Origin of the sequence: Paraliobacillus sp. JSM ZJ581 (assembly GCF_044383835.1) — a bacterium.
GTDB lineage: Bacteria > Bacillota > Bacilli > Bacillales > Amphibacillaceae > Paraliobacillus.
The window spans coordinates 82,735-104,388 of the sequence record NZ_JBISEP010000003.1 but is presented as its reverse complement, the minus strand read 5'-3'; the positions used below and the strand labels follow the sequence as shown (position 1 = coordinate 104,388).

The following is a 21,654-nucleotide window of genomic DNA, read 5'->3' as shown; positions in this document are numbered from 1 at the left end:
TTTTATAATAGAAAAAATAAATAATACAAAATCTTGTTTACTATGAAATATCTGGTATAATGAAAAAAGAATTGTAATTTTTGTATAATTATAAAGATAGGAAGATTAATGAATGAAGCATTCAAAGCAGCGTCGTTTTAGTAAAAAAGCTTGGATTTTAACACCGATAATTATTGTTGTTGTATTAGCGTTAGGAGCAGGTGTCTATGCATGGTCTGTTTATGACAGTGTGAAGCAAACGGTAAATGAGGAAATGCATGAACCAGTGCCATCTATTAATACGAATCTAACAGAGAAAAAGATGAAATCATCTGAACAAATCAATGTGTTATTACTAGGTGTAGACGAACGAGCAAATGATAGTGGCCGTTCGGATGCGTTAATAGTAATGACCTTAAAACCAAAAGAAGATAAAATACAGTTAGTTAGTATACCGCGTGATACACGAACAATGATTGTTGGTAAAGGATATCAAGATAAAATTAATCATGCTTATGCCTTTGGTGGCGCAGATATGTCGGTAAATACAGTGAAACAATTCTTGGATATTGAATTGGATTATTTTGTTCGTATCAATATGGAAGGTTTACAAGAATTAGTTGATGCACTAGGGACGATTACCGTTCAAAACGATATTGCTTGGAATGATGGGAAGTACGACTTTACCATTGGTCCAGTGAAGATGAATGGTGAAAAGACGTTACATTATGTGCGCATGCGAAAAGATGACCCTGCTGGTGACTTTGGGCGAACAACGAGACAACGTAAAGTAATTGAAGCAATTGTAAAAGAAGGTGCGTCGTTAGATAGTGTGACAAAAATAAATCCTTTACTTAATATATTAGGAAAAAATATGACAACAAGTATGACTTTTGATAATATGAAAACATTATTTAAAGGCTACCGAAACACAGTGAAAAACATTGAAAGCTATCAAATGAAAGGGAGCGGAACAACAATTGATAGCATTTATTACTACATCGTACCACAAGAAGAAATTACGAACGTAAATAAGATGATTACAGAATAATGCGCTGAGATTTCTGTAAAAGGGCGTCTAGAAAGCAGATACTTTTAAAAAGGAATTGCTTAAAATAAGGTTCTTGAAAAATTCAGACATAATTATTTAAAAGAAAGGCAAAAATGTTGTATGGAAGCATGACTTGTTCATACAATGTTTTTGCTAATTATTTTTTATAAAGTTATAAATTTCCTTGTGCAAAATAAAAAAAAGCGTGAGAGCACTACCTTCTATATTTTTTATGATTACAAATGTGCTTTTGGTTGGTTTATATAGGATGAATATCATTACTGATAATATCAAAAGGAATTCCAATAAGGTATTATGTCCAAAACCGCCTATTAAAGCTAGAAAATGAACGAAGCATTTCTTCTCTTCAAAAAGATAAAATGTTCCACTAATGATTGTAATAAATGAAAAGGAAATAATTTTTGAAAGATCCAAATACCAATTCATAAAATAAATTACTGACAACAATGCTGATTGTCGTTATAAGTATGGCAATTGTTCTTCCCATAAGAATAGCGGTGATCATAATGGTTATGGTAAGAAGTTTAACATTTAAAATGAATATCAAAAATATTATTCCAACACTATCAATGCCGATTAACATTGATAGTGTTGCTAATTTTCTAACAGTCAACATTTACTTCCAGCTTTGGAAGTCAAATTCTATCACATCTCCATTTTTTATTTCATAATCAGCAGCCCCAACAGTAGCGTCCTTACCGTTAATCATATATATCCAAGCATAGGCTTCACCATCTTCTGCTTGGATGCCATTGATGGCCGATATAAAGCCATCATCATCCTTAATCTCAAAATTATCTTTCATAACGTCCATTAAGGTCAACCCATCTTTAACTTTCAATTCTTTTTGAGCAAGAATTTCTTGACCGTGTCCTTGTGAGATTACGATTTCTATTTGTAACTGTTGAACTTCACTTTGTTCCGTCTGTTTGTTGTTATTATCAGAATTAGTTGATTCACAGCCTAATAAAATACTTGATACTAACATAAAAGATAGAACTAAATTTAAAAATCTCATGCTATTGTATCTCCTATAGGATAAATTTTAAAAATGAGGGCGTCTCTATACAATGACGCCACTCACAGTCTATTATCGAATTGGACAAGCGCCTGTTGTGCAACCATCATTCCCAAGGTCTGCATCTTCAAGGTTGTCAGTGACTTCATATTGTTGTAGCAATTCAGCAGTAAATGGTGTCATTTTTGCTTTTTTCTCTTCAAATGCTTCTTTTGTAATTGCTTCATATGGGGTAAGTTGATAAGTTCCTCCATCTAATGCTAAGAAAGAAACGCCAACAAAGTTATCCCATCCTTGTTTAACCCTTTCTTCAGCTCTTTTCCATTCGTTAGGTTTAACAGTAATAGTATTTGATGTGTTATGTTCAGTATAGTTATTTTGGAAACTAAAGTAGTTATCGAACTGTTCATCAACTGAAATATCATCTTTTGTTTTATCTGCACCAGAAGCAACTGGGAAATCAATAACAAGCGTTTTGGCATTGGCGATTCGTTCTTCATGAGAGTCGCCTTCTGTTCCAACTTCTGGATTTACTGTCCATCCTAGATCTAAAGCAACTTTTGCAAGAGGATCCGCTTCACTTACTCTAATCCGTCTAATGTAGTAAGGAGAGTGAGACCAGTGTAACCCACTTGAAACAGGAGAGTCTGTAATTGGGTTTCGTGCGACTTGACTCAAGGTGCCTTCAGGCTTAACTGCTGTTACAAGTAATGGTGCGTTTATTCGAAGTTCTTTTGCATATTTTTCAGCTTCGCTTCTTGATGCATGATGTAATTTTCTTTGTAACTCTTCTTCTTGGGTGTCAGTATAGCCTAATAAAGCCATAGCATCTTTCCAGCCAGTTAATGACGTACCTAACAATCGATCACGCTTTTGTACTTTGTTCCATGCATCAAGTTCAAGCTCCGCTAAAGTCATTCTTAGTCCTATTCGAGCAGAATCTCTTTGTGCTTGTAACAACCCTTCTTCATCAAGTGTTCGATCTTCATTAACAAAGGCAGTTAAGTTAACCGTTGTTAAATTACAAACGTTTTTACTAAATAAAAGAATTTCAACACATGGGTTTAGTCCAATCTCTTCCATGATATATTCAAGTCTACTTCTTGTTGGGTTTTCATCTCCTAATTGTTTCAGTACACGTCTAGCACCTTCTTCAAGGTTGACGAATGCAGGCTCTCCTTCCCCTTTTAGTAATTCAAATTGTAAACTTAATCTTTCGTCGGTTGGTTTACTTGTAAAGGCAATAGAGTTATTGCTCATTCTTCGATGATCAATATTTTTTCTTGGCTCATGAACTGGATACATGTGATAGCCACCTACTTGATTTGCGAATGCGAGTGCAGTATCTTTATCATTGAAATATTTCAAATCCTTGCCGTCATCATAGGATACAGCATGTTGTTTTAGTGACATTTCTTCAAACCATTTTGGTAGCTGCACACCATTCTTAAGTAAAGCATGTTTAACCACTTCATGTTGATCAAAATGATCTTGTGACCAAAAGCCATTGATACCGTATTTAGCAAGGAGAACTTCGATGTCATCCGCATCAGATAAGAAAATTTCCGCAGTACGTCGTACCCCGCCAACAACAACGTTAGCACCAATTAAGTTTGCCATATCAAGAATATGTATTGGTCTCACTTGACCATAGCCATCTTCATCAATTTCAATTGGGGCTAAACTTTCATCAATCTTATTGCTAAGTACATTAGCAAATCCTTTGTACATCGATTTTAATGGTTCATGACCAGATGCTGTTCCTCCAAATGTTTTTAGTCTTTCTCCGTTTGGTCTAACAGAGTTATAGCTGAACTTAACTGTGTGAATATGCTTATATTCTTTCTTTGTTAGGACCTGTAAATATAATTCAAGTGATTCCACCCAACCTTCTTTAGAATCACCAATATAAATTTTAACAAAGCCATTCCCAATTTCAACAAGCTTGGAATGTTCAAGTCGCTCTTCTTTAGGAACAGGCTTATACTCAGAATGAAGCACTTTTACATTTGTTTTAATTTTTGGCATTGATTTAGCCATGTTTAATGTCGATTTAATACCGATTCCAGTTCCAACTAATAATAGATAAAATACTTCAGATAAGTCTTTCCAGTTCTTTATGTTAGTAAAGGAGCAATTAAAGTTACCGAGTGTGAATTTTTCATTTATAACATCGTTTCCACCACCAAGCCATAGGGTACGACCTGAAGGGAATTGTTTCGTTTGATAAATGTTTACAAATATACGTTCAGCTTCTTTTTGAAGTGCTCGATAGTCAGGTGCTAGTCCGATTTTCTTTAGATGATCACTCGCTAAAGTCATATTGTAATTCACTGCACGTTGAACCGTTTCATGCCAGTATTCTCTCCTGTTTTTACTTGTTTTCCATCTAGAGTAGGTTCTCGTATAGACGAAATTACCGATTTCAGTTAATGGATTTTTTGTATGATTTACTGTTTTTTCGACAAAATCGTCGGTAATGTATTCGATTAGCATATTATTTCCCCTTTTTCTCTTTTTCTATAGTTGAACGAATCACTGAAATATGATTTGAATTAACATACTATTTTATATGATAACTTTAAGTGGAAATTAAATCAATATATAGTGTTTTTTTATCGTTGTTAATTCCATATATAGATCTCAGGAGATAACTACAGAATATATATAATAGCAGATTTAAGAGAAGAAAGAAATTTTTTGTATGATGAATGATTGTAAATACAATGTGGAGTAATTTATATCGTTTTGACAATAGGAAATAGCTAATTTTGTCCAGACTAGCATCCTGGTAATGTTTTTTTAGTTGCGAAGTAATAAGTTAGGGTGTTCACTTCAGTTTAAATCTGTGTCTTCGTTGAAGTGCTTGTTGAAGAATTGAGGAGATATTTCGTTGAAACACAGGGAATGATATTTCATTTTGTTTATGACATATTCTTTTACATAGGAGTACAAGGCAACACGAAAACTTCCGTACATTTATTACTTCAAAATAAAATAGTTCGAGACGTAGGATCAGTCCTTTCACGCCATCACTTCTAAAGAAAGATGGAAGAAGATTATTATAAAGTGATGGAGTAGGGGAGACTACTGTCACATTGTTTGATATAACAGATCAAATTTATCTTGAAAAAAACAGTTTTCAGTTGTATAATATTTTTGAAAATGATTTACAAAAAATAAAAAGAGGTGAAAACATTGAGTGAAAAAAAGAAAAACAATGTATTTTTTGAACAAGCACAACGATTTGGGAAATCATTTATGTTACCGATTGCAGTGCTACCTGCTGCAGGCTTACTGCTAGGTATTGGGGGAGCTTTTAGTAATACTGCTACAATTGAGGCATATCCTTTTCTTGATGTTGCATTTTTACAAGCTATTTTCACAATTATGAGTTCTGCTGGTAGCATCATTTTTGGTAACTTACCGGTTATTTTTGCGATCGGTATTGCTATTGGATTAGCACGTTCAGATAAAGGAACTGCTGGTCTTGCTGCATTATTAGGATTCTTAGTGATGCACGCGACAATTAATGCAATGCTTATAATTACTGGACAGCTTGCAGATACAAATATTGCTGAAGTTGGACAAGGTATGGTGTTAGGCATTCAGTCATTAGAAACTGGTGTATTTGGTGGTGTTTTAGCTGGTCTTTTAGCATATATTTTGCATAATCGATATAACAAAATTGAGCTACCAAAGTTTTTAGGCTTTTTTGGTGGGTCTCGATTTATCCCGATTATATCCGCATTCACTTCCATATTCTTGGGTATCATACTATTTTATTTTTGGCCAATTGTACAATCAGGAATTTATTCTTTAGGTGGTCTTGTAGATGCAACTGGTTACGTTGGAACATTTATTTATGGATTTGTTTTAAGATTACTCGGACCATTCGGCTTACATCACATTTTCTATTTACCGTTTTGGACAACAAGTCTTGGCGGATCCATGATTGTTGATGGTTCATTAATAGAAGGAACGCAACGTATCTTTTTTGCTCAACTAGCTAGTGCTGAAACAATTGGTCAATTTTTTATTGGTACGGCAAGATTTATGTCAGGTCGACATATCACGATGATGTTTGGTTTGTTAGGTGCTTGTCTTGCAATGTATCATACGGCAAAGCCTGAAAATAAAAAGAAAGTGGCTGGCTTATTATTATCAGCTGGTATTACTTCATTCTTAACAGGCATTACAGAGCCAATTGAGTTCTCTTTCTTGTTCATTGCGCCGGTTTTATACGTTATTCACGCATTTTATGATGGTATTGCATTTATGCTTGCACACATTTTTGAAATTACAATTGGTCAAACATTCTCTGGTGGTTTTATTGATTTCATGCTGTTTGGGGTGTTACAAGGTGCAGATAAAACAAACTGGTTCATTGTTCCACTTATTGGTGTTCCTTGGTTTTTCCTTTATTACTTTACCTTTAAATTTGTTATTAAAAAATTTAATTTCAAAACTCCTGGCCGTGAAGACGAAGCAATGGAAGACTACTCCTTTACTAAAACGGAAAGAGCAGGTCTAATCATTGAAGCACTTGGTAACAAGAAAAATATTAAAGATATAGATAACTGTGCGACTCGTCTACGTGTGACCGTTCATAATGGTGAAAAGGTTGACCAAGATAAATTGAAAAAAACAGCTGCAAAGGGTGTCATTGTAAGTGGGAATGGCGTACAAGTAATATATGGCCCTGAAGTATCAGTGATCAAAAATGAGGTAGAAGAAGCGTTAGGAGATATTTAGACATGGATATTTTTAAAGTATTACACAAGAAGTTAGTCGTATCTTGTCAAGCGTTAGAGGATGAGCCATTGCACTCCTCGTTTATAATGGGAAGAATGGCTGTTGCGGCACTTCAAGGTGGAGCTTCGGGTATTAGAGCGAATTCCGTTGCTGATATAAAAGAAATTAAACAGCAAGTAGAACTTCCTATAATCGGAATAATCAAACAAGATTATCCAGACAGTGAAATTTTTATTACAGCTACACAAAAAGAAGTCAAAGCTTTATTGGATGCGCAGGCGGATATGATTGCGATGGATGCAACATTTAGAGAACGTCCAAATAATGAAACATTAAAAGATATTGTTGCATTTGTAAAGGAAAAAGCTCCTCATATTGGATTAATGGCGGATTGTTCAACAGTAGAAGAGGCAATGAAAGCGGAGCGTTTAGGCTTTGATTGTATTTCGACTACTTTAGTTGGTTATACGAAGGAAACAGAAGGGCAAAATATAGCAGATAATGATTATAAAATCTTTCGATCATTTATTGATGCCGTGTCTATTCCTGTCGTTGCAGAAGGGAAGATTGACACCCCCGAAAAATCAAAAAAAGTATTGGAATTAGGAGCAACATTTGTTGTAGTTGGAAGTGCGATTACACGACCACAATTAATTACAAAAAAATTCTCTGATGCCATACAATAATTAGCAAAAAAAATATAGAAATGAATCACTGTATTCATTTCTATATTTTTTTATATTCATCTAAAGCATGTAATGTTTCTTGATATGCTTTCATATAGGTTTGGTTTTCAGCTAATAGCATACTAAGAATATCGAGGGAATAGAGAATCGATAGTTGGCTATTCAAAAATCCTAAAGCTTGATAACGATTAATGCTAGAAGTATAAAGTGCTAAGTCAGAATTTTTTGTTAAAGGTGTTTCGGAGTAATTAGTGATCGAAATGATGTTCGCTTTCCTCCTCTTTGCTAATTCAATTGCTTCAAGGATTTCTTTTGTTTGTCCAGAGCTGGAAATGGCTATAACGACATCTTTTTCTGTAAGAATCGATGATGCAATGATCATTGAATGAGAATCACCATAAGCATTAATATGTAATCCCATCCGACTAAGACGAAATTTTAGTTCTTCTCCAGATAACCCTGAACTACCGAGGCCAAATACATGGATTTTATTCGCTTTAAGAATCCAGTTACATGCCTCTTGATAGGTCTCCATTTTGGTTAACGAATTTGTCGATTGAATAACCGATTCGTAAATTGAATTGACGCTACTAATTGCATTATGCGTTGTAGTTGTCTCTTTTACCGCATCTCTCAGAAGTATTTTGAACTCTACAAAATTAGCTGCACCAATTTTTTTGCAAAAACGCGTTACAGCAGCGTCTGATACTTCGATTTGTTTGGCTAATTCTTTAATATGTATATTGAGTAATTCTTGATTATGTGTGATGACATAATTAGCAATTTTTTTTTCTGTTTTACTTAATGTATGATATTTCAATTGGATCTTATCTAGGATTGTTTGCATAAATTAATCCCCCAAGCACATTTATTACTTCCATTATACGTGGAATGTTTAGTACTTGTCACCTACCTGTCGTACAAAACGGGACAAAGGAATCAAACTCCCTTGTCCCATTTTAAATGTAAATTTACAAAGAGTGACGTTTTATGCGATAGATTTGCATGCCTCTTCACATTTAAAGCAAGCATCTGCGCATTTTTTACAGTGATCATGTTCGTGTTTATTGCATTCTAGACCACAATCATGGCAAATTTTCGCACATACTGCTGCTAGCTCTTTAATATATGGAGAGTTTCTTGTAATCGCTGCTTCCAAATACCCACAAATGTCGGCACATTCTCGGTCTAGTCGAATGCATGGCGCCATCATTTCTACATTATCTTCTTGTAAACAAGCATCAAAACAGTGGTTGCACGCTACGATACATTCATGAAGTAGTGCCAACAATTTTTGGTGATTTTCATGACTCATAACAAACAGCTCCTTAAAAAATATTGTAATGATACTTTTCCCATAATGTAATTTTATAAACACAAAAATGGGGCAGTGGAGTCTGCCCCTAATACCCTATTATTTAAATAAATCTACTAGTTTGTCCCAAAAGCTTTTTTGTTCTTCTTTCTGCTCGGTTTTTTCCGTCTCTTTTCCCATTTTTTGTTGTTCAATGCTTTCTGTTCGGATAACAAATTGCACCCGTTCAACATTTGTGTTTTTTGTTGAAACGAAAGATACTGGGTCATAGTCAGATTTATCATATTGCTCTAACATAGCATTTATTTCATTTTTTATTTCGTTAGGTAATTGAGCTGTAGATGTTTCTAATGCTTCTGTTCCGTCATCAAGCTTATTAGCACCTGTAGCTAACTCATCTGTTCCATTCGCTACTTCGTCAATACCTTTATCAACATTATTGTATGACGTGGCTATTTGATCGATTCCATCCGTATATTCAACCAAACCAGTATGGAAATCATCATAGCTCGATGTTAATTGGTTTAATCCCTGTTCAAGCTCCGTAAAGGAATCACCAATATCGATGGATTCAAGTGTTGTTCCTAATTCGCTAGCAATCTTTGATAAATTGCCACCCAATACTGTTAGTGGACTATCAGCTTGCTCTAAACTTGAGCCGATTTGTTCAAAGCTAGGCTTCAAATCTTGCATGTAGGCTCCTTTTACTTGAATCGCTGCTTGATAAGTCGTCATCATTTCTTTTGCAACTTTTTTATTCAGATCATCATCAGAAAAAGAATTAACTACAGCTTGCATTTCCGCTATCTTTTTTTGCAGTTCTTCTTCAGACTCGGGAGTACTTGGTAAAGATTGCATTACTTGATCTAGCCCTTGAGTTACTTCAGTATATCCGTTACTCAACTCTGTCAATTGGTTGGCAGCATTTTCTAATCCATTAGCCATTTCGTTTAATCCTTGCTGTAATGTTCCTAATTGGCTGAAATCAGGGGTTGCTACACCATCTTCAACTGATTGATTCATTTTATTCAATGATTGACTAATCGTATTCGATGCTTGGATTAAGGATTCAGATGAATTAGCTGCTTTAGTAGCCGCACGTTGAAATGAAGTAGAGCCACTGTTTAAGTCACTTGCACCGTTACTTAAATCAGAAATACCGTTACTTAATTCGCTTACCCCACTGTTTATTTCTTTAATCGCATCATGCAAACTTTGAAAATCGCTTGTTAGTGCTTTTGTATCTGGTGCTTCAATTGGCATTGACGAAGGTAATGCCGCAATCTCAAATCCTTTCATTTCAAAATTCGTTACATCTGCTTCAAGCGTAAGATCACTATTTTTTTCAGGCATAACTGTCCAATTTATTACTAAATCTTCACCAGCATTCGCAATTGTCCCTTCTGTTGCTTGCACGTGTTTAAATACTTCTGATCCTGCAGTCATTGAAATTTGTAATAAATAGTTTTCAAAAAAAGTCTTGTTTATTGCTTCGTTTTTGCTTGTTTTAATTTTTACTTTTAAATGACCAGATTTACCAGCTAATTGATTGGGGTTTATTTTTTGACCATCTAACCGATAGTCGATTTGAACATGCCAAGGAAGTGCTTGATCCTTCATATTTCCTTGGTAATAAAATTCACCTTCTTCGGACGCTTTTATGGCTATTGTCTGTTTGTTTTGGTCAATTGGTGTGACAGTTGTTAAATTTTTAACACTTGTATAATTACCATGATCGGTTATCTGACCTGGCTTTGTTATATCTAAAATATTGACAACATAAATATCTTGTAATAGCCCCTCTGCTCCGAGTGTAGCATAGACCACTTCTTCCTTAGATTTTACTTCGCCATCATCGTTTTTGGCATGGATCAATGTGGTAGGAAAGACTAATATTAGGATCATCGTTAACACAAATAGTTTTCTTCTTCTCATTATTATTTCTCCTTTAAAAAGTTTGCTTTCCAAGTTGTTTTTTGAATCACTTTGTCAAACGTATATAACATAGCTGGCAAGAAAAACACAACTAGAATAAATGCTAATAATGCTCCTCTGCCAAGTAATAATCCAATAGAAGATACAATTGGATTAGAAGAGGTCCATGCTAAAATAAAGCCAACAGTAGATAAAATAGAAGCAGAAATAGATATAGAAAATATTTTCTGGTTAATTGTGTGCTTTATTGCTTCGAATGCAGGCATTTCTTTTCGGTTCTCTGTGTAATTTTCAGAGAGTAAAATAGCATAGTCTACTGTTGCAGCAAGTTGGACCGTACTTACGATTAAATAGCCAACGTAAACGAGTGGCGTTTCAGTGAAATAAGGAATCGATAAGTTTACCCAAACCGCAGTCTGAATCGTTACTAGTAAAATAATTGGTAATGTGATTGATCGAAATGTGATCAGTAGTACAATTGCAATAGCTACTATTGTCATAATATTTACAATTTTATTATCTTTCGTAACAATATTTTTTATATCATATAAGGTAACACTTTCTCCTAATACATGTGTTTCTCCATTATAGTAATGATCGATTGTCTCATGAATGGAATCAATTAGGGAGAAGGTAGCGTCTCCTTCTTTATCTGTATTTGTATACAAAATCATTCGAGCGTAATTGTTAGAGTAAAATTGATCGGTGACATCGTCAGATAAATAATCTGATGGAATGACAGATCCTACAGTATTTGGATAAGAAATAATACTTGTGATATGCTCCAGCTCTTTTAATTGGTTACTAAGTGCTGTTTCTTTACCAACATCACCTTTTGGTACAAGGACGACCATTGGTGTTGATTTTCCAAACGATTCTTCAATGGTAATCGTATCTCTACCAGACCTTGTATCATCGGGAAGTTCCCCTGTTCCATAGATAAAGTTTGTTTGACTTTGTGCGAGAAATCCAGGAACTAGAATGATGAAAACAAGGATAAGGCTTGGGATACGGAATTTCATGACGACATGACCAATGCGCTTAATTGGCGGCAATAGATTTTTGTGTTGTGTGCGGTCAATCCATTTATAGAACCATAATGTCAATGCAGGTAGGAAAACGACAACACTAATAAAGCTAAGTAAGATACCTTTTACTAAGTTAAGCCCTAAATCTGCACCAATTTCAAAATCCATTAATGTCAATGCTGTAAAACCAAAGAAGGTTGTAGCTGCACTTGCCACAATAGCTGGAAAAGATTGTTTCATTGCTTTGCGCATTGCTTCTTCAATATCTATTGTCTGTTGTCTATGATATTGAAAGCTGTGTAATAAGAAAATCGCATAATCAAGTGAAACAGCAAGTTGAAGAATTGGACTTACAGATTGTGTAACAAATGATACTTCACCAAGAAAAAGATTTGTACCTAAATTAATTAAAATAGAGATACCAATTGCAGTTAAGAAAAATATTGGCTCTAACCAAGAACTAGTAGATAATACTAAGATAATGATTACAATTGGCACAAGTAATAGCGTAGCATTAAGTGATTCAGCGCCAGTCATTTTTTGTGCAAACGCCATATCGACTGCTTCACCAGACATGGCATTTTCCTCTCCTATTAATTCATAAATCGAATTAGTTACTTCAACTTCATCACCTTCAGCAATGGTTAAAGAGAATAAGGCGGATTGGTCTTTATAATAATTATTAACCGTGTCTTTATCTGCTATTTCAATCGGCATTTTTATATCAATCGCATCATCTAACCACATGACATTCGATACACCGTTTATTGTAGTTAAATCTTGCTTGTATTGAAGTGCCTCTTGTATGGTAACATCTTTCACCATTACACGAGCGTTTGTTACCGATTCAGAAAATTCATCCTCCAACACGTTCATTGCCTCAACAGACGGTGCATTTTCGGGTAAATAATCCACCATATCGTAATTGACAGTTACAAAAGATTGCATAAAAGCGCTGATAAGTGCAATCGTGAAAAATAGAATCACAATCGGTTTTTTATATTTAATTAGCAGTGTGGAAAAATTTATTTTAATCATCCCTCTCTTGCAACGTTATTACTGTACTATTATAATAACGCTGTGTTGGATAATCAACAAACAGTTTAATTAAAAACGTACATTTCCCAACATCAAATCTATAAAATGTTGGGAAAAAAAGAGGGGAATAGAAAATGAGTCATAAGTTGGATAGACGAAAAAAATATACACGCATGGTTTTAAGGCAAAGTTTAATGGAGATATTGAAACAAAAACCAATCAATTCCATTACAATTAAAGAAATTTGTGAAAAGGCAGATATTAATCGTTCTACATTTTATACACATTACGCTAGTCAATATGACTTACTTCATCAGATTGAAGAAGAAATTATTAAAGATATGAATGAAACGTTAGCTAGTTATAATTATAGTAAAGAAGATGAAGGGCTTGAGATGACAACAAAACTGTTGGAATATGTCGTTGAAAATAAAGAAATGTGTGAAACATTACTTAGTGCGCATGGAGATGTTACATTTAAAAAACGAATAATAAAACATGCGCTAGAGCATACTGTTCATAATCTAGTTCAAGAAAATCAAGTCGATAAGGAACTAACTGAATATATTAGCTTATTCTATGTAAGCGGCAGTATGCAAGTTATAGAGACATGGTTGAAAAATGGAATGGACAAAACGCCAAAAGCAATGGCGCAAATGATTACTGACCTGGCGAATAAAGGGATTAGTGGATTGTAAAAAAGAGGTGGGCATGATTCTTCGATTCATGAAAGTATTTTCAATAAAAATATAGAGTTTGATACTTTTAACACTTTTTAATGAAAGTATATACAAACTAAATAGACTGCTTTTATAATGAACGTATTAAATCTCGTATATAAGTTTTGAGCGCTCTCTTGTATGCGTTTTAATAAATGGATCACCAAGGAGGATACAGACAATGACAAAGAAGAAAATAGTCGGTGTGACAGCGTGTTCAGCTGGTATTGCACATACGTATATGGCTGCTGAATCGTTAGAAAAAGCTGGCAAAGAAAAAGGGTATGAAATAAAAATTGAAACACAAGGTTCAATAGGTGTTGAGAACGCATTAACACAAGAAGAAATTGAACAAGCAGATGTAGTTATCTTAGCAGTAGAAATTAATATTGATATGTCCCGCTTTTTTGGGAAAAGAGTATTGCGAGTTAGGGCAGGCGAAGCAATGAAAAATGCCCATGGAGTGATTGAAACAGCTTTAGAAAAAGCTGAACCATATGGTGAAAAAGGAACAAAAGCTGGCGGAGTTAAAATGGGTAAAACGGAAGAAGGCGGTTTCTTCCAACATATTATGGCTGGTATCTCGTATATGATTCCGATGGTTATTGCTTCTGGACTTATTTTAGCTATTGCAAACGTTGCTGCTTTCCAACGTGACGAGGCAGGAAGAATTGTAAATTGGGGATTTGACCAATCAACTATATTCGGTGAATTAATGTCAAACTTATTTAGTGTTGGACAAGTCGGTTTTATGCTAATGATTCCGCTGTTTGCTGGTTTTGTAGCAAACTCGATCGCTGGTAAACCGGCTATAGCAGCTGCGATGATTGGTGCGTATATTGCAAACAATGCTGAAATGCTTGGAGCAGAAGCTGGTGGTGGCTTTTTAGCTGCTATCTTAGTTGCCTTTCTAACAGGTTATCTTGTTAAATTATTGAAAAAAATTCCTTATCCAAAATTGATTCAACCAATTGTTCCAATTATGTTGATTCCATTTGTTAGTACATTAGTTATTGCTATTGTTGTTATGTATGTGTTAGGAAATCCAATTGCAGGTTTAATGAGTTCACTATATGAGGGGCTAACTGTTTTAAGTGAAAATTACGCAGCAGCACCAGTGATTATTGGTGTAGTGATTGGTGCAATGGTTGGTTTTGACCTAGGTGGGCCAGTTAATAAGACAGCACTAGTGTTTGGTACAGCTGTGTTTACAGACACCGTTGCTAAATATGGTATTGAAGGAGCAAACTTTGTTCCACAAACAGCGACACAAGCAGCTATTTCAGTAGCACCACTTGGTATTTGGCTAGCTTCGATTTTGTTTAAAAAGAAATTCTCAACGACAGAAAAAGTATCTGCCAATAGTGCTTTTGGTATGGGGATTGTTGGTGTGACAGAAGGTGCAATACCATTTGCCGCACAAGATCCGGTTCGTATGATTCCAGCTTTTGTTGTAGGATCAGCGGTTGCGGGTGGTTTAGCTACCGGTTTAGGTGCTAAGTTTTACGGTGGTATTGGTTCTCCACTTGGTACATTTATCGGGTATATTGAACAACCGATTCCATTTGTCACTTGGATATTTAGTGTAATGACAGGTGTCTTAGTAACCGCTTTAATTATCGGGTTTACAAAAAAAAGGGTGGATTAAAATGATGGATGATATGTTTAGTCTAGATAATATTACGTTCGATTCGAATGCGACAACGAAAGACGAGGCATTAAAGTTTATTGGTACATTTGCTCATGAACAAAATATTGTTAAATCGGAGAAAGCTTTTTATAAAGGATTGAAAAAGCGAGAAAAAGAAGTAACAACTGGATTTAAGGACGGTATTGCTATACCTCATTGTAAAAATAAGACGGTTATCAAACCTTCAATCATGGTTATAAAGTTTAATCATCCGATTGAATGGGAATCAATGGATGACAAATCTGTTAGCTTAGCTTTTTCATTAGCTATTCCAGAAGGTGAGAATCAACAACATTTGAAAGTGTTAAGCAATATTTCTAGAGCATTGATTGATGATGTGTTCACGAGGGCAATTTTAAAGACGACTGATAAAGAAGAAATGTATAAGCTGATCAAAGATAAATTAATGACGGAAGACAATTAACAAACAGTGTTAGGTAGGGTTGCGAAATGGAGAAGAAAATTCATGTTATTGCCCATACACATTGGGACTACGAATGGTATTTCACTAGTAATGAGTCGTTCATTCAACTCTGTTACCATGTTGATGAAGTAATAGAAGCTCTTGAAAAAGGGATTGTCGATTGCTATATGTTAGATGGACAATTAAGTATTGTAGAAGATTATTTAGAAGCAAATCCAGATAAAAAAGAGCGATTAGTGAAATTGGTGGAAGATGGAAAGCTTAAGATAGGGCCGTGGTATACACAAACTGATCAGCTTATAATCCGAGGTGAATCCATCGTTCGTAACCTTGAGTTGGGAATCAAGTTAGGTCATTCGCTTGGTGGAGCAGATATGCTCGGCTATATCCCAGATGCTTTTGGTCAATCGATTGATATGCCGAAAATCTTTTCTGAAATGGGTATAGACAAGGCTGTTTTTTGGCGTGGACTTTCCAGTGATGTGTTAGATCAACGTGAATTTTATTGGAAATCAGAAGATCAAAGTCAAGTCATTGCTTATAATATTAAAGATGGCTATTTTGTTGGAGTGCAGTTAATTGAATCCGACGATGCACAATCTTTAGTGGAACAAATTAGCAAAGATACTGTATCGTCACATATTGCACTACCTGTAGGTGGCGACCAACGGTATGTCGATTATAACTTAAAAGATCGAATCGAAAAATATAATAAACAATTAGATAATGAAAGCCTTGTAGTTAGTAATTATGATCAGTTATTTGATCAAATAAAACAAGAAGGGCTTCCATTGCCCACTGTACAAGGAGAATTACTAGCTGGTGAAGTTTCTAAAATTCATCGTTCGATATATTCTTCTAGATATGATCACAAGTATCTGAATGACAAAATAGAAAGAAGATTGATCTATCAGGTTGAGCCATTAATGGCCTTGGCAAATAAGATTGGTATTTCCTACAAACAAGAATTACTCGATAAAGTATGGAAGTTAACATTACGAAATCATGCGCATGATAGTGCTGGTGGTTGTAATAGTGATAAAACAAACCGTTCCATTTTAAATCGTTTCATTGAAGCAGATGAACTTTCTTACTCTATTGTAGATTATTTAACACGTAAGATAAGTGAGTCGAGAGCAGAGTTGAAAGATAATCAGATCACAATTTTTAATACGCTACCGATGAAACGGAAGCAGATAATGAAATTAAATGTGACAACAGCCGAGCAAGATTTTGTAATCTACCATGATGGTGTGAAAATAGCTTATCAAATCATTCATGTTGAAAAGAAAACAAACGATCCGATTAGAAAAGTAAAAGACCCAAATCCTGAAGCATATTACTTTGAAACAACGATTGCTTTACCTATAGAAATGAAAGCAATGGGCTATGAAGTGATAACGGTTGTGGAAGGTAAAGAGCATGAAATTGATAGCCTAGCGAACAAAGCAAATGATCCTATTACAACAGAGCATGTAATAGAGAATGTGTTTTATAAAGTCGCATATCAATCTGGAAAAATCAATGTATATGATAAAAAGAAAGATACCTATCATGAGAATTTCTTAATGATTGAAGATGCAGGTGATGATGGGGATAACTATGATTATTCACCACCAATGAAAGATGATGTAGTCACATATGACTTCTCTGATGCAAAGCTTACTACTATTCAAGGGACGTATACTAGCTCCATTGAATTGACAGGTGAATGGAAAGCAGCAGCTAATTTAAAAGAGAGAGAATTAGGAGAAAGAAGCAAATATATTCCATATGTTTGTCGACTATCATTAAATAAAGATAATCAAATGATAGATATGCATTTAACCATTGATAATCAAACGATGGAGCATCGGATGCGATTGATTCTTAATAGTAGTATACACACATCAGAGAGTGTTGCAGATACACCATTCGGTACGATTGCAAGAAAAACAGTAGATCCAAATATGGATAAATGGAGAGAAAAAGGCTGGAAGGAAGAACCGACAACGATCTATCCAATGCTTAACTTTGTTAATATTCATGATGACAATAGTAGCCTTACTGCTTTCTCTAAAGGGGTAAAGGAATACCAAATTTTAAATCATAATAGTATTGCATTAACATTGTTTCGATCCGTTGGATATCTTGGAAAACCAGACTTATTGAGACGACCGGGTGTAGCATCTGGAAATCAATTTCGTTACATTGAAACACCAAATAGTCAATTGCAGAAAAAATTAACATTTAAATGTTCGTTTATACTTGAACGTACATTCGATCCAGTTGATACATTTAGTAGGTGGCAAAGACATGCTATATCTTTACCATATTATCAGCAACAATCACTTAATCAATTTACAACGACATTAAAATATTTTGTCACACATCCTTTACCTTTTGATGTACCAAATGCATTGTCTTGGTTTGATGCTAGTGATTTACATGTTGTGTTTAGTAGTTTTAAGAAAGCGATGGATGGTAACGGTTATATTATTCGTTTTTTCAATCCAAATAGCTCAGCTATAAAGGATAGTGGTAAAGTGACATTCCATGATGAAGTAAAAGCATGTAAATTGGTTTCTATGGCAGAAAAAGAAATACAGCAAGTGGAATTAAACAGTAATGCTATTACATTAGGTGCTTTTAAACCTAAAGAAATAAAGACGGTTCATATTCAATTTTAGTAAGTTTAAGTTCTCCCCTCAATCAGTTATAATAAATAGTATCTTTACTATCTATTTTGAGGGGGGGATGATAATGAAAAGTAATTTGTTTTTTTTAATAGAAACATCAAAGATAGCGTTTACACACGTGGATGAGCGAATTTCTAATTTTTTTCTTGAGAAAAATCCACCATTAAAACAGTCAGTCTTAGCGAAGCAAATTAATGTATCTACTGCATCAATCACAAGGTTTTGTAAAAAGGTTGGTTTTGAAAATTACAAAGAGTTTATTTATCAGTACAAGCAAGCGCTTGAAGAGTATACAGATAATAAAAGCAACGTGACAAACAACCTTCAATTTCAATATCTTGAATTAATTAAGAAAATTAATGAGAAAGTCGATAATGATAGTATTAAAAGTGTATGTGAATATATTTATGATCATAAAATCATTCATGTATATGGATTAGGTTTAAGCGCAATAGCCGGAGAAGATTTAAAATTTCGTTTTACCCGTTTGGGAAAATATGTTGAAATCGTTCGTGATTATGATTCAATAGAAATGGTTTCTTCTCTGATGAATAAAAATAACTTATTATTTTATTTAACATTACGAGGAGAAAACAAAAACATTATTCCTGTCATTAAAAAGGTAAAAGAAAAGGGAACAAAGGTTGTTGTTGTGACTTCCAACCAATCAGAAGAAATAGCAGCATTGGCTGATTATCGTTTATTGACTTCAGATTTGAAAAATGCAGGAAATATTGGACAATTATCTGGTCAGATTCCTTTACTTGTTATTATTGACCTCATTTATTCCCAATATATTAATATGTACCGTGAAAACATAAATAAATGGATAGGCACAGAATATGCCTTTTTACATCGAAAGCCAAAAAATGGGACAGAGGGTCAGTACCCTCGTTCATAGAAATGGGGCGAAGGGTTCTAGCCCTCTGTCCCGCTAAAATAGAAAAGGAAGGTGTCATGATTGCAAAAATACGTTTTTCCTGAAGGTTTTTTATGGGGAGCTGCAGCCTCTGCTACACAGACAGAAGGTGCTGCTAATGAAGGTGGTAAAGGAAAAAATATATGGGATCATTGGTATGAAATAGAACCTGATCGTTTTTATCAAGATGTCGGTCCATCCGAAACATCTGATTTTTATCACCATTACAAGGAAGATATTAAGCGAATGAAGGATATCAATATGAATTCCTTCCGAACATCCATTTCTTGGTCTCGTTTGTTACCAGATGGAGTAAATATAAATCAAGAAGCTGTTGATTTTTACAATCAAGTCATTGATGAGCTTTTAAAAAATGACGTGACACCAATTATTAATTTATATCACTTTGATATGCCTTTTCATTTACAGGAGATAGAAGGATGGGAGAACAGAGAAGTAGTTGAATCATTTGCTTATTATGCAAAAACTGCTTTTCATTTGTTCGGTGACAGAGTTAAACGTTGGACAACGTTTAATGAACCGATTGTCCCTGTGGAAATGGGTTATTTGAATGATTTCCATTATCCCTGTGTCGTTGATATGAAGCGTGCAGTAACTGTTGCGTACCATACCATGTTAGCTAGTGCAATGGCAATTGGTGAATATCGTAACATGAATCAAGATGGAGAGATAGGAATTATTTTAAATCTCACGCCTTCGTATCCGCGCAGTCAAGACGAAGCAGATTTAAAGGCGGCAGAAATTGCTGATTTGTTTTTTAATCGAAGCTTCCTAGACCCATCTGTTTTAGGTGAATATCCTGTTGAATTAATACAATTATTGAAGGAACATGATCTGTTGCCACAAACGTTCGATGGTGATCATGCGCTTATTAAAGAAAATATTGTTGACTTTCTAGGAGTTAATTATTATCAACCAAGAAGAGTCAAAAAGAAAGAAACCCCAGTGGATGATAGTCATGGCATACTACCAACGCATTTCTTTGACTCGTATATTTGGCCTGAGCGAAGAATGAATCCACATCGAGGTTGGGAAATTTATGAAAAAGGTGTATATGATATTGCGATAAATATTAGAGATAACTATAACAATATTCCATGGTATGTAGCTGAAAATGGCATGGGTGTATCTGATGAGGAACGTTTCATGGACGATTCTAATATGATACAAGATGATTATCGGATTGAGTTTTATCAAGAGCATTTGAAATGGCTCCATAAAGGAATAGAAGAAGGATCAAATTGTTTTGGTTATCATGTATGGACATTTATGGACAACTGGTCTTGGTTAAATGCTTACAAAAATAGATACGGTTTTTATCGTGTTGATATCAATAATCAAAAACGATATTTGAAAAAAAGTGGTTATTGGTTTAAAGAAGTTGTTGAAAGAAATGGTTTATAAAATGGGACAGGGGATCAGCCCCCTTGTCCCATTTTCACACCCGAATTTTTAGAAAAAGGTCGTGATCATAATGGCTGTTATTTTTGCTGTTGATTTAGGTGGAACACATGTTAAATCTGCGATTATCGATAAGCAATGTCAGTTGTACGAGAAAGATAAAACGAAAACACCGGATAGTTTAGAGGACTTGACAAGTTATATACGTGAAAAGGTTAGGCGCTATGCAGCATATGAAATAGAGGGAATTGCAATTAGTTCACCAGGTGCTGTGACTGAAGCTGGTGTTATTCTAGGAGCAAGCGCAATTCCTTATATACATGGACCGAATATCAAAGAACATTTTGAAAAAGAAATAAGTTTACCTGTTCAAATAGAGAATGATGCGAATTGTTCTGCTCTTGCGGAACTTTGGAAAGGTGAAGCAGAAGGTAAGAAGAATGTTGCGGTTGTTGTAATTGGAACTGGAGTAGGTGGAGCGTTGATTAAAGATGGTTCTATTCATAAAGGCATTCACTTACATGCTGGTGAATTTGGCTATATGATTTTAAATCCTGCTAATTTAGGATCAGGTCAGAATACGTTTAGTGAGTTGGCCTCCACATCGTCCATTATTCGACGGGCAGCAGCCTATAAAAATGTTGATCGATCGACATTAACAGGTGAAAAGGTATTTCAGCTTGCAGAAGCGGGAGATGAAGCATGTATTCGAGCAATAGATGAATTTTATCACATGCTTGCAATTGGTTTGTATAATATTCAATATGCTTATGACCCAGAGTTGATCTTAATTGGTGGTGGCATAAGTAATAGAGAAGATATTTTAAAAGGGATAGATGAAAAGTTAGCTAAAGTTGTAAAACAGATAAAGATAGCAACTGTTACTCCTGAAGTAGACAGGTGTCAATTCTCTTCAGACGCCAACTTAATCGGTGCAGTATACCACTATTTATATCAATAGACGGGACAAGGGTTT

General features: G+C 34.7%; 16 protein-coding genes. 10 read left to right on the top strand and 6 right to left on the bottom strand.

Annotated features, from left to right (window positions below; genetic code table 11):
• The first annotated feature begins 112 nt into the window (after nucleotides 1-112).
• Nucleotides 113-1,030: an LCP family glycopolymer transferase gene (locus tag ACH6CY_RS03405; RefSeq protein WP_374065850.1), complete on the top strand. Its 918-nt coding sequence runs from the start codon at nucleotides 113-115 to the stop codon at nucleotides 1,028-1,030.
• A gap of 637 nt (nucleotides 1,031-1,667) precedes the next feature.
• Here the strand turns inward: ACH6CY_RS03405 and ACH6CY_RS03400 are convergent.
• Together ACH6CY_RS03400 and nrdJ are read right to left on the bottom strand one after the other, a co-directional pair.
• Nucleotides 1,668-2,069: a DUF4430 domain-containing protein gene (locus ACH6CY_RS03400; RefSeq protein WP_374065848.1), complete on the bottom strand. Its 402-nt coding sequence runs from the start codon at nucleotides 2,067-2,069 to the stop codon at nucleotides 1,668-1,670.
• A 72-nt stretch (nucleotides 2,070-2,141) separates the two neighbouring features.
• Complete coding sequence (gene nrdJ / locus ACH6CY_RS03395) at nucleotides 2,142-4,565, bottom strand: ribonucleoside-triphosphate reductase, adenosylcobalamin-dependent (protein ID WP_374065847.1); 2,424 nt, start codon at nucleotides 4,563-4,565, stop codon at nucleotides 2,142-2,144.
• Nucleotides 4,566-5,330: 765 nt separating this feature from the next.
• Between nrdJ and ACH6CY_RS03390 the strand changes: the two genes are divergently transcribed.
• Together ACH6CY_RS03390 and ACH6CY_RS03385 are read left to right on the top strand one after the other, a co-directional pair.
• Entirely contained in the window at nucleotides 5,331-6,824 is a 1,494-nt protein-coding gene (locus ACH6CY_RS03390) for a PTS transporter subunit EIIC (RefSeq protein ID WP_374065907.1), read from the top strand.
• A 2-nt stretch (nucleotides 6,825-6,826) separates the two neighbouring features.
• A complete protein-coding gene (locus ACH6CY_RS03385) occupies nucleotides 6,827-7,510 on the top strand; it encodes an N-acetylmannosamine-6-phosphate 2-epimerase (RefSeq protein WP_374065845.1) in 684 nt (227 codons plus the stop codon).
• A 40-nt stretch (nucleotides 7,511-7,550) separates the two neighbouring features.
• Here the strand turns inward: ACH6CY_RS03385 and ACH6CY_RS03380 are convergent, their stop codons facing one another.
• From ACH6CY_RS03380 to ACH6CY_RS03365, 4 genes are all read right to left on the bottom strand, one after another.
• Entirely contained in the window at nucleotides 7,551-8,357 is an 807-nt protein-coding gene (locus ACH6CY_RS03380) for a MurR/RpiR family transcriptional regulator (RefSeq protein ID WP_374065844.1), read from the bottom strand.
• 141 nt (nucleotides 8,358-8,498) lie between these two features.
• Nucleotides 8,499-8,825 (bottom strand): four-helix bundle copper-binding protein, encoded by a 327-nt coding sequence (locus ACH6CY_RS03375; RefSeq protein WP_374065843.1) that lies wholly within the window; start codon nucleotides 8,823-8,825, stop codon nucleotides 8,499-8,501.
• Nucleotides 8,826-8,924: 99 nt separating this feature from the next.
• A complete protein-coding gene (locus tag ACH6CY_RS03370) occupies nucleotides 8,925-10,760 on the bottom strand; it encodes a YhgE/Pip domain-containing protein (RefSeq protein WP_374065842.1) in 1,836 nt (611 codons plus the stop codon).
• Between the two features lie 2 nt (nucleotides 10,761-10,762).
• Nucleotides 10,763-12,826: an efflux RND transporter permease subunit gene (locus ACH6CY_RS03365; protein WP_374065841.1), complete on the bottom strand. Its 2,064-nt coding sequence runs from the start codon at nucleotides 12,824-12,826 to the stop codon at nucleotides 10,763-10,765.
• Between the two features lie 134 nt (nucleotides 12,827-12,960).
• On the opposite strand from ACH6CY_RS03365, the gene ACH6CY_RS03360 reads away from it, so the two are divergent.
• The 7 genes from ACH6CY_RS03360 (at nucleotide 12,961) to ACH6CY_RS03330 (ending at nucleotide 21,639) form a co-directional block, all read left to right on the top strand.
• Complete coding sequence (locus tag ACH6CY_RS03360) at nucleotides 12,961-13,524, top strand: TetR/AcrR family transcriptional regulator (protein ID WP_374065840.1); 564 nt, start codon at nucleotides 12,961-12,963, stop codon at nucleotides 13,522-13,524.
• Nucleotides 13,525-13,726: 202 nt separating this feature from the next.
• Nucleotides 13,727-15,193 (top strand): PTS fructose transporter subunit IIC, encoded by a 1,467-nt coding sequence (locus ACH6CY_RS03355; protein ID WP_374065838.1) that lies wholly within the window; start codon nucleotides 13,727-13,729, stop codon nucleotides 15,191-15,193.
• A 1-nt stretch (nucleotide 15,194) separates the two neighbouring features.
• Nucleotides 15,195-15,659, top strand: coding sequence for a PTS sugar transporter subunit IIA (locus tag ACH6CY_RS03350; RefSeq protein WP_374065837.1), 465 nt, complete (start codon nucleotides 15,195-15,197; stop codon nucleotides 15,657-15,659).
• A 26-nt stretch (nucleotides 15,660-15,685) separates the two neighbouring features.
• A complete protein-coding gene (locus tag ACH6CY_RS03345) occupies nucleotides 15,686-18,328 on the top strand; it encodes a glycoside hydrolase family 38 N-terminal domain-containing protein (protein ID WP_374065836.1) in 2,643 nt (880 codons plus the stop codon).
• Between the two features lie 73 nt (nucleotides 18,329-18,401).
• On the top strand, nucleotides 18,402-19,238 hold the full coding sequence (locus ACH6CY_RS03340; RefSeq protein WP_374065835.1) for a MurR/RpiR family transcriptional regulator: 837 nt from the start codon (nucleotides 18,402-18,404) through the stop codon (nucleotides 19,236-19,238).
• 60 nt (nucleotides 19,239-19,298) lie between these two features.
• Complete coding sequence (locus tag ACH6CY_RS03335; RefSeq protein ID WP_374065834.1) at nucleotides 19,299-20,681, top strand: glycoside hydrolase family 1 protein; 1,383 nt, start codon at nucleotides 19,299-19,301, stop codon at nucleotides 20,679-20,681.
• 70 nt (nucleotides 20,682-20,751) lie between these two features.
• Nucleotides 20,752-21,639: an ROK family protein gene (locus tag ACH6CY_RS03330; RefSeq protein ID WP_374065833.1), complete on the top strand. Its 888-nt coding sequence runs from the start codon at nucleotides 20,752-20,754 to the stop codon at nucleotides 21,637-21,639.
• Nucleotides 21,640-21,654: the final 15 nt, after the last annotated feature.

Bases quoted from the DNA above. Each gene is read 5' to 3' on its own strand.
- ACH6CY_RS03405 (WP_374065850.1), top strand. From the start codon at position 113: ATGAAGCATTCAAAGCAGCGTCGTTTTAGTAAAAAAGCTTGGATTTTA.
- ACH6CY_RS03400 (WP_374065848.1), bottom strand. From the start codon at position 2,069: ATGAGATTTTTAAATTTAGTTCTATCTTTTATGTTAGTATCAAGTATT.
- nrdJ (WP_374065847.1), bottom strand. From the start codon at position 4,565: ATGCTAATCGAATACATTACCGACGATTTTGTCGAAAAAACAGTAAAT.
- ACH6CY_RS03390 (WP_374065907.1), top strand. From the start codon at position 5,331: ATGTTACCGATTGCAGTGCTACCTGCTGCAGGCTTACTGCTAGGTATT.
- ACH6CY_RS03385 (WP_374065845.1), top strand. From the start codon at position 6,827: ATGGATATTTTTAAAGTATTACACAAGAAGTTAGTCGTATCTTGTCAA.
- ACH6CY_RS03380 (WP_374065844.1), bottom strand. From the start codon at position 8,357: ATGCAAACAATCCTAGATAAGATCCAATTGAAATATCATACATTAAGT.
- ACH6CY_RS03375 (WP_374065843.1), bottom strand. From the start codon at position 8,825: ATGAGTCATGAAAATCACCAAAAATTGTTGGCACTACTTCATGAATGT.
- ACH6CY_RS03370 (WP_374065842.1), bottom strand. From the start codon at position 10,760: ATGAGAAGAAGAAAACTATTTGTGTTAACGATGATCCTAATATTAGTC.
- ACH6CY_RS03365 (WP_374065841.1), bottom strand. From the start codon at position 12,826: ATGATTAAAATAAATTTTTCCACACTGCTAATTAAATATAAAAAACCG.
- ACH6CY_RS03360 (WP_374065840.1), top strand. From the start codon at position 12,961: ATGAGTCATAAGTTGGATAGACGAAAAAAATATACACGCATGGTTTTA.
- ACH6CY_RS03355 (WP_374065838.1), top strand. From the start codon at position 13,727: ATGACAAAGAAGAAAATAGTCGGTGTGACAGCGTGTTCAGCTGGTATT.
- ACH6CY_RS03350 (WP_374065837.1), top strand. From the start codon at position 15,195: ATGATGGATGATATGTTTAGTCTAGATAATATTACGTTCGATTCGAAT.
- ACH6CY_RS03345 (WP_374065836.1), top strand. From the start codon at position 15,686: ATGGAGAAGAAAATTCATGTTATTGCCCATACACATTGGGACTACGAA.
- ACH6CY_RS03340 (WP_374065835.1), top strand. From the start codon at position 18,402: ATGAAAAGTAATTTGTTTTTTTTAATAGAAACATCAAAGATAGCGTTT.
- ACH6CY_RS03330 (WP_374065833.1), top strand. From the start codon at position 20,752: ATGGCTGTTATTTTTGCTGTTGATTTAGGTGGAACACATGTTAAATCT.